This is a genomic window from Streptococcus parasanguinis, assembly GCF_001073155.1.
GTDB classification, from domain to species: Bacteria; Bacillota; Bacilli; order Lactobacillales; family Streptococcaceae; genus Streptococcus; species Streptococcus parasanguinis_D.
This window is the reverse complement of record NZ_JVEE01000014.1, coordinates 24,241-32,054: the sequence shown is the minus strand read 5'-3', so window position 1 is coordinate 32,054 and position 7,814 is coordinate 24,241. Positions and strand designations below refer to the sequence as shown.

General features: G+C 44.4%; 3 protein-coding genes, 1 tRNA gene and 3 rRNA genes. All 7 read right to left on the bottom strand.

Annotated features, from left to right (window positions below):
• The 7 genes from rrf to ADH92_RS01110 all read right to left on the bottom strand — a co-directional run bounded on the left by rrf (position 1) and on the right by ADH92_RS01110 (position 7,776).
• A 5S ribosomal RNA gene (gene rrf / locus ADH92_RS01140) occupies positions 1-116 on the bottom strand.
• 79 nt (positions 117-195) lie between these two features.
• Positions 196-3,095, bottom strand: a 23S ribosomal RNA gene (locus ADH92_RS01135).
• A gap of 123 nt (positions 3,096-3,218) precedes the next feature.
• Positions 3,219-3,291: transfer RNA gene (locus tag ADH92_RS01130), tRNA-Ala, on the bottom strand.
• A gap of 53 nt (positions 3,292-3,344) precedes the next feature.
• A 16S ribosomal RNA gene (locus tag ADH92_RS01125) occupies positions 3,345-4,892 on the bottom strand.
• The 16S, 23S and 5S rRNA genes sit together here with 1 tRNA gene alongside, the layout of an rRNA operon.
• 299 nt (positions 4,893-5,191) lie before the next feature.
• Positions 5,192-5,734 (bottom strand): ribosome hibernation-promoting factor, HPF/YfiA family, encoded by a 543-nt coding sequence (gene hpf, locus ADH92_RS01120; protein WP_049496195.1) that lies wholly within the window; start codon positions 5,732-5,734, stop codon positions 5,192-5,194.
• An 81-nt stretch (positions 5,735-5,815) separates the two neighbouring features.
• On the bottom strand, positions 5,816-6,481 hold the full coding sequence (locus ADH92_RS01115) for a ComF family protein (protein WP_049496191.1): 666 nt from the start codon (positions 6,479-6,481) through the stop codon (positions 5,816-5,818).
• Positions 6,478-7,776, bottom strand: coding sequence for an ATP-dependent helicase ComFA (locus tag ADH92_RS01110; protein ID WP_049496189.1), 1,299 nt, complete (start codon positions 7,774-7,776; stop codon positions 6,478-6,480). The genes ADH92_RS01115 and ADH92_RS01110 overlap by 4 nt, the downstream gene beginning before the upstream one ends.
• Positions 7,777-7,814: the final 38 nt, after the last annotated feature.

The following is a 7,814-nucleotide window of genomic DNA, read 5'->3' as shown; positions in this document are numbered from 1 at the left end:
GCTAAGCGACTACCTTATCTCACAGGGGGCAACCCCCAACTACTTCCGGCGTTCTAGGGCTTAACTGCTGTGTTCGGCATGGGTACAGGTGTATCTCCTAGGCTATCGTCACTTAACTCTGAATGATTAAACATTCAAAATTGAACATCTATATTCTAACAAGTTAACCTTTCGTTGTCAATATCTTCTGACTCTTTGGATAAGTCCTCGAGCTATTAGTATTAGTCCGCTCCATTGCTCACACAACTTCCACTCCTAACCTATCTACCTGATCTTCTCTCAGGGCTCTTACTGATATATAATCATGGGAAATCTCATCTTGAGGTGGGTTTCACACTTAGATGCTTTCAGCGTTTATCCCTTCCCTACATAGCTACCCAGCGATGCCTCTGGCGAGACAACTGGTACACCAGCGGTAAGTCCACTCTGGTCCTCTCGTACTAGGAGCAGATCCTCTCAAATTTCCTACGCCCGCGACGGATAGGGACCGAACTGTCTCACGACGTTCTGAACCCAGCTCGCGTGCCGCTTTAATGGGCGAACAGCCCAACCCTTGGGACCGACTACAGCCCCAGGATGCGACGAGCCGACATCGAGGTGCCAAACCTCCCCGTCGATGTGAACTCTTGGGGGAGATAAGCCTGTTATCCCCAGGGTAGCTTTTATCCGTTGAGCGATGGCCCTTCCATACGGAACCACCGGATCACTAAGCCCGACTTTCGTCCCTGCTCGAGTTGTAGCTCTCGCAGTCAAGCTCCCTTATACCTTTACACTCTGCGAATGATTTCCAACCATTCTGAGGGAACCTTTGGGCGCCTCCGTTACCTTTTAGGAGGCGACCGCCCCAGTCAAACTGCCCGTCAGACACTGTCTCCGTAGATGATGAACCTACCGGGTTAGAGTGGCCATAACACAAGGGTAGTATCCCAACAACGCCTCCATCGAAACTGGCGTCCCGATCTCTATGGCTCCTACCTATCCTGTACATGTGGCACAGACACTCAATATCAAACTGCAGTAAAGCTCCATGGGGTCTTTCCGTCCTGTCGCGGGTAACCTGCATCTTCACAGGTACTAAAATTTCACCGAGTCTCTCGTTGAGACAGTGCCCAAATCATTACGCCTTTCGTGCGGGTCGGAACTTACCCGACAAGGAATTTCGCTACCTTAGGACCGTTATAGTTACGGCCGCCGTTTACTGGGGCTTCAATTCATACCTTCGCTTACGCTAAGCACTCCTCTTAACCTTCCAGCACCGGGCAGGCGTCACCCCCTATACATCATCTTACGATTTAGCAGAGAGCTGTGTTTTTGATAAACAGTTGCTTGGGCCTATTCACTGCGGCTGACTGAAAGCCAGCACCCCTTCTCCCGAAGTTACGGGGTCATTTTGCCGAGTTCCTTAACGAGAGTTCTCTCGCTCACCTGAGGCTACTCGCCTCGACTACCTGTGTCGGTTTGCGGTACGGGTAGAGTATGATTAACGCTAGAAGCTTTTCTTGGCAGTGTGACGTCACTAACTTCGCTACTAAACTTCGCTCCCCATCACAGCTCAATGTTATAGAATTAAGCATTTAACTCAATTCACACCTCACTGCTTAGACGTGCACTTCCAGTCGCACGCTTTAGTTAGCCTACTGCGTCCCTCCTTCACTACATACTCTAGTACAGGAATATCAACCTGTTGTCCATCGGATACACCTTTCGGTCTCTCCTTAGGTCCCGACTAACCCAGGGCGGACGAGCCTTCCCCTGGAAACCTTAGTCTTACGGTGGACAGGATTCTCACCTGTCTTTCGCTACTCATACCGGCATTCTCACTTCTATGCGTTCCAGCGCTCCTCACGGTACACCTTCTCCACACATAGAACGCTCTCCTACCATACCTATAAAGGTATCCACAGCTTCGGTAAATTGTTTTAGCCCCGGTACATTTTCGGCGCAGGGTCACTCGACTAGTGAGCTATTACGCACTCTTTGAATGAATAGCTGCTTCTAAGCTAACATCCTAGTTGTCTGTGCAACCCCACATCCTTTTCCACTTAACAATTATTTTGGGACCTTAGCTGGTGGTCTGGGCTGTTTCCCTTTCGACTACGGATCTTAGCACTCGCAGTCTGACTGCCGACCATAATTCATTGGCATTCGGAGTTTATCTGAGATTGGTAATCCGGGATGGACCCCTCACCCAAACAGTGCTCTACCTCCAAGAATCTTAATGTCGACGCTAGCCCTAAAGCTATTTCGGAGAGAACCAGCTATCTCCAAGTTCGTTTGGAATTTCTCCGCTACCCACAAGTCATCCAAGCACTTTTCAACGTGCCCTGGTTCGGTCCTCCAGTGAGTTTTACCTCACCTTCAACCTGCTCATGGGTAGGTCACATGGTTTCGGGTCTACGACATAATACTATTCCGCCCTATTCAGACTCGGTTTCCCTACGGCTCCGTCTCTTCAACTTAACCTCGCATCATATCGTAACTCGCCGGTTCATTCTACAAAAGGCACGCTCTCACCCATTAACGGGCTCGAACTTGTTGTAGGCACACGGTTTCAGGTTCTATTTCACTCCCCTCCCGGGGTGCTTTTCACCTTTCCCTCACGGTACTGGTTCACTATCGGTCACTAGAGAGTATTTAGGGTTGGGAGATGGTCCTCCCAGATTCCGACGGGATTTCTCGTGTCCCGCCGTACTCAGGATACTGCTAGGTATAAAGACTATTTCGAATACGAGGCTCTTACTCTCTTTGGCTGACCTTCCCATGTCATTCTTCTATAATCTTTAAGTCCACATTGCAGTCCTACAACCCCGAAGAGTAAACTCTTCGGTTTGCCCTCCTGCCGTTTCGCTCGCCGCTACTCAGGCAATCGCTTTTGCTTTCTCTTCCTGCAGCTACTTAGATGTTTCAGTTCACTGCGTCTTCCTCTACCTATCCTTAACAGATAGGAGTACTAGCCATTAGCTAGTGGGTTCCCCCATTCGGACATCTCTGGATCGTCGCTTACTTACAGCTCCCCAAAGCATTTCGTCGTTTGTCACGTCCTTCTTCGGCTTCTAGTGCCAAGGCATCCACCGTGCGCCCTTATTAACTTAACCTTATTTTTGGTCTTGCGACCTAAACTCTTTAAATATTTACAGCGTTTCGGTTTATTTTCTTGTTACTATTTGATATAGATATTCAATTTTCAATGTTCAATCTTAACACCCTTACAGTGTTAATGGAGCCTAGCGGGATCGAACCGCTGACCTCCTGCGTGCAAAGCAGGCGCTCTCCCAGCTGAGCTAAGGCCCCACAAGACCTCTCAAAACTAAACAAGACCAACGTACAGGTTTCCATTTCCTTAGAAAGGAGGTGATCCAGCCGCACCTTCCGATACGGCTACCTTGTTACGACTTCACCCCAATCATCTATCCCACCTTAGGCGGCTGGCTCCTTACGGTTACCTCACCGACTTCGGGTGTTACAAACTCTCGTGGTGTGACGGGCGGTGTGTACAAGGCCCGGGAACGTATTCACCGCGGCGTGCTGATCCGCGATTACTAGCGATTCCGACTTCATGTAGGCGAGTTGCAGCCTACAATCCGAACTGAGACTGGCTTTAAGAGATTAGCTTGCCGTCACCGACTCGCGACTCGTTGTACCAGCCATTGTAGCACGTGTGTAGCCCAGGTCATAAGGGGCATGATGATTTGACGTCATCCCCACCTTCCTCCGGTTTATTACCGGCAGTCTCGCTAGAGTGCCCAACTCAATGATGGCAACTAACAATAGGGGTTGCGCTCGTTGCGGGACTTAACCCAACATCTCACGACACGAGCTGACGACAACCATGCACCACCTGTCACCTCTGTCCCGAAGGAAAACTCTATCTCTAGAGCGGTCAGAGGGATGTCAAGACCTGGTAAGGTTCTTCGCGTTGCTTCGAATTAAACCACATGCTCCACCGCTTGTGCGGGCCCCCGTCAATTCCTTTGAGTTTCAACCTTGCGGTCGTACTCCCCAGGCGGAGTGCTTAATGCGTTAGCTGCGGCACTGAGTCCCGGAAAGGACCCAACACCTAGCACTCATCGTTTACGGCGTGGACTACCAGGGTATCTAATCCTGTTTGCTCCCCACGCTTTCGAGCCTCAGCGTCAGTTACAGACCAGAGAGCCGCTTTCGCCACCGGTGTTCCTCCATATATCTACGCATTTCACCGCTACACATGGAATTCCACTCTCCCCTTCTGCACTCAAGTTAAACAGTTTCCAAAGCGTACTATGGTTAAGCCACAGCCTTTAACTTCAGACTTATCTAACCGCCTGCGCTCGCTTTACGCCCAATAAATCCGGATAACGCTCGGGACCTACGTATTACCGCGGCTGCTGGCACGTAGTTAGCCGTCCCTTTCTGGTAAGTTACCGTCACAGTGTGAACTTTCCACTCTCACACTCGTTCTTCTCTTACAACAGAGCTTTACGATCCGAAAACCTTCTTCACTCACGCGGCGTTGCTCGGTCAGGGTTGCCCCCATTGCCGAAGATTCCCTACTGCTGCCTCCCGTAGGAGTCTGGGCCGTGTCTCAGTCCCAGTGTGGCCGATCACCCTCTCAGGTCGGCTATGTATCGTCGCCTTGGTGAGCCGTTACCTCACCAACTAGCTAATACAACGCAGGTCCATCTCTTAGTGATGCAATTGCACCTTTCAAATCAACATCATGCAATGTCGACTTTTATGCGGTATTAGCTATCGTTTCCAATAGTTATCCCCCGCTAAGAGGCAGGTTACCTACGCGTTACTCACCCGTTCGCAACTCTTCCGCTCGGTGCAAGCACCAAGCTTCAGCGTTCTACTTGCATGTATTAGGCACGCCGCCAGCGTTCATCCTGAGCCAGGATCAAACTCTCATTAAAATAATTGTTTGTCTTAAACTCATTCTGTCACTGACAGATTTATTGTTTTTTTATTGTTCAGTTACTATAACCTTAGTTATAGCGCCCTGCACATTGGTTCGTCTTGTTCAGTTTTCAAAGGTCTTTGTCGCTCTCGCGCGACAACTATATTAGTATATCATGACCTACCCTTACTGTCAACACTTTTTTTCAAAAAATTTTATTTTCTTAAAAAATATTCTTACTTCTTTGGGTTATCTAAAAAATCAGGAGCAAAATTGCTCCTGATCCTTCTATAATTTAATTGATGTTTTTAATCTCTATTCTTTTACTTCCAATAGACCAATATCTCCATCTTCTCTACGGTAGATAACATTAGTTGTGTTGTCTTCCACATCACGATAAATGAAGAAGTCGTGTGCTAATAGATCCATTTGAAGAATAGCTTCATCTAAATCCATTGGTTCTAGATCAATTGTTTTTGAGCGAACAACTTTTTCTGTGGTTGTTGCTTCTTCTACAACTGCATCGGTAAATAACTTACCTGCACCAGACTTAATACGATTTTTCTTTTCGATTTTTGTTTTATTCTTACGAATTTGACGTTCAATTTTATCTACAACCAGATCAATTGAACCGTACATATCCTGAGACACATCTTCTGCACGAAGTGTAATAGATCCAAGTGGAATGGTTACTTCTACTTTTGCGGTCTTTTCACGGTAAACTTTTAAGTTTACACGAGCGTCTAGCTCTTGATCTGCCTGAAAATATTTTTCAATCTTTTCGAGTTTAGAAACGACATAGTCGCGAATGGCTTCTGTTACTTCTAGGTTTTCACCACGGATACTATATTTAATCATATTAGTACCTACTTTCTAAACATTATGTTTTTATTTATATGTATATTATAACGCTTTCATATTTTTTTTGCAAATCTTTTTTTATCTTGCGATTGAAAATGTCTTTATTTCTTTCACACCTTTTTCAATTAACAGGCGCTTCATTAATTCGATTGTTTTGCCAGTTGTGTATATATCATCGAATATAAGATACTTTTTCTTTTCTGGAACTTCTTCATTTAATTGAAAATGTTGAGAGGTTTTTAATCTTTCTTCTCTTGTTTTTTTTGATTGGGCCAAGCTGTCTTCTTTATGAAATAGAGTGCTGTACTTTATTTCTGCAAAATCTAGTATAGTCGAGACTTGATTGAATCCTCTCTCCTGCTTTTTTTCATGGCTAATTGGAGTTGGTATTATTGTATAGTTTTTATACTTTTTCAACGCTTTTTTGATGTCACTTGCAAATACCATTCCTAACAAACGATCTCCTTCAAATTTATATCGTTTGAAATAGTCTTTCATTGCTCCATTATATCTATATAAAGCTTCATGTTGAACAGTATTTCCTTTGTCTTCCCAGTACTCACAATCTTTACATACTTTCTCCTCCTTATCTTTAAAGCACCTAGGACAATGAATTTCGCCAATTTGTTCGAAGTTTTCTTTGCATTCTTTACAAATCCATTTTTCTTGTTGATTTATAAAAATAAGATCTGTGAAATGTTCACTAGTTTTTAACTCTTTATTACAAAGCAGACATTCTTTCAAAATCCAGCCTCCTGATTCATTTGTTTTATTTCCTTGATTGCTTTTTTCATTTCTTTTGTTATTCCATCTGATAGAAAGAGCAATTGGCCTGTTGGTCTTTCTTTGCTACGTCCAACTCTTCCTGAGATTTGTACAAGGGCACTTTTCGTAAACAAGCGATGGTTGCTTTCTAAAACAAAAACATCTACAAGCGGAAAGGTAACTCCTCTTTCAAGTATGGTAGTCGAGACTAGTATTGTTTTTTCTTTATTTCTAAATTCTTCTACAATTCTCAAGCGATCCTGTGTCTGAGAGGATACAAAACCTACTTTTTCTTTCGGAAAGTAGTTTTTTATATTCTCTTTAAATTGTTGCCCTAACTCTATTTCCGATACGAAGAATAACAATGGGTAGTGAGTCTGTCTTTGCTTCTTGATTAGTTTCAATAGTTCGTAGGGGATTCTTCCTTTTTCTATTTTTTCTCTCATTTTCGATACCCATTTTATTTCTGGAACCACTAGTGGGTTCCCATGGAAACGTCTTGGAAGACTATAACGGATGATTTCTTTTTTCTTAACCTTTTTATCTAACTCATCTGTAGAGGTTGCTGTTAAATAAAGGGTGTTCCCTTCTTTTTTTATCGCATTCTGAGCTGCTTTATATAACATAGGATTATCTACAAAGGGAAAAGCGTCGACCTCATCTATAATAAGGAGATCAAAGGCCTGATAAAACTTTAACAATTGGTGAGTGGTTGCGATTACCAAAGGTGTTCTAAAATAGGGGTCCGATTCCCCATGAAGCAACGATATAGAACAGGAAAAATCTTCCTTCATCCTTCCGTACAGTTCGATACAGACATCGATTCTTGGGGTAGCAATACAAACTGCTTGTCCACTCTTGATCGCTGTTGCTACAACCTGGTACATCATTTCCGTTTTCCCAGCTCCTGTCACAGCATGTACCAAGGCATTTTTTCCTTCTTTAACTGCTTTGATAAGACCATCTGATACCTCTTGTTGATAGGAAGTCAAGGTTCCTTTCCAGTTTAACACCTCTTGTCCCTCAAAGTCCTGCTGTGCAATAGCATAAAGTTTTTGATCACTCTGGATCCTTCCCAATTGGATACAAGCTCTACAATACAGGACCTCTTCACTCAACTTCCAAAGTTTTTGATCAATCATACTGCCACATCGAAAACATTGGTACCTTCCATTTTGTTTTTCTATGGTTGGGAGTTCTTGGGCCATTTCTTTTAAATCGTCTGTCATCTGGCTCTCTGTTAAGAGCCTTCCATAAGCATCTTCTATCTTCATACTTATCAATTCGTAAAAATTGGAGAAAATCATTCTTT

Excerpts from the sequence above, each read along its gene's own strand:
- hpf (WP_049496195.1), bottom strand. The coding sequence starts at position 5,734 with ATGATTAAATATAGTATCCGTGGTGAAAACCTAGAAGTAACAGAAGCC.
- ADH92_RS01110 (WP_049496189.1), bottom strand. The coding sequence starts at position 7,776 with ATGAAGATAGAAGATGCTTATGGAAGGCTCTTAACAGAGAGCCAGATG.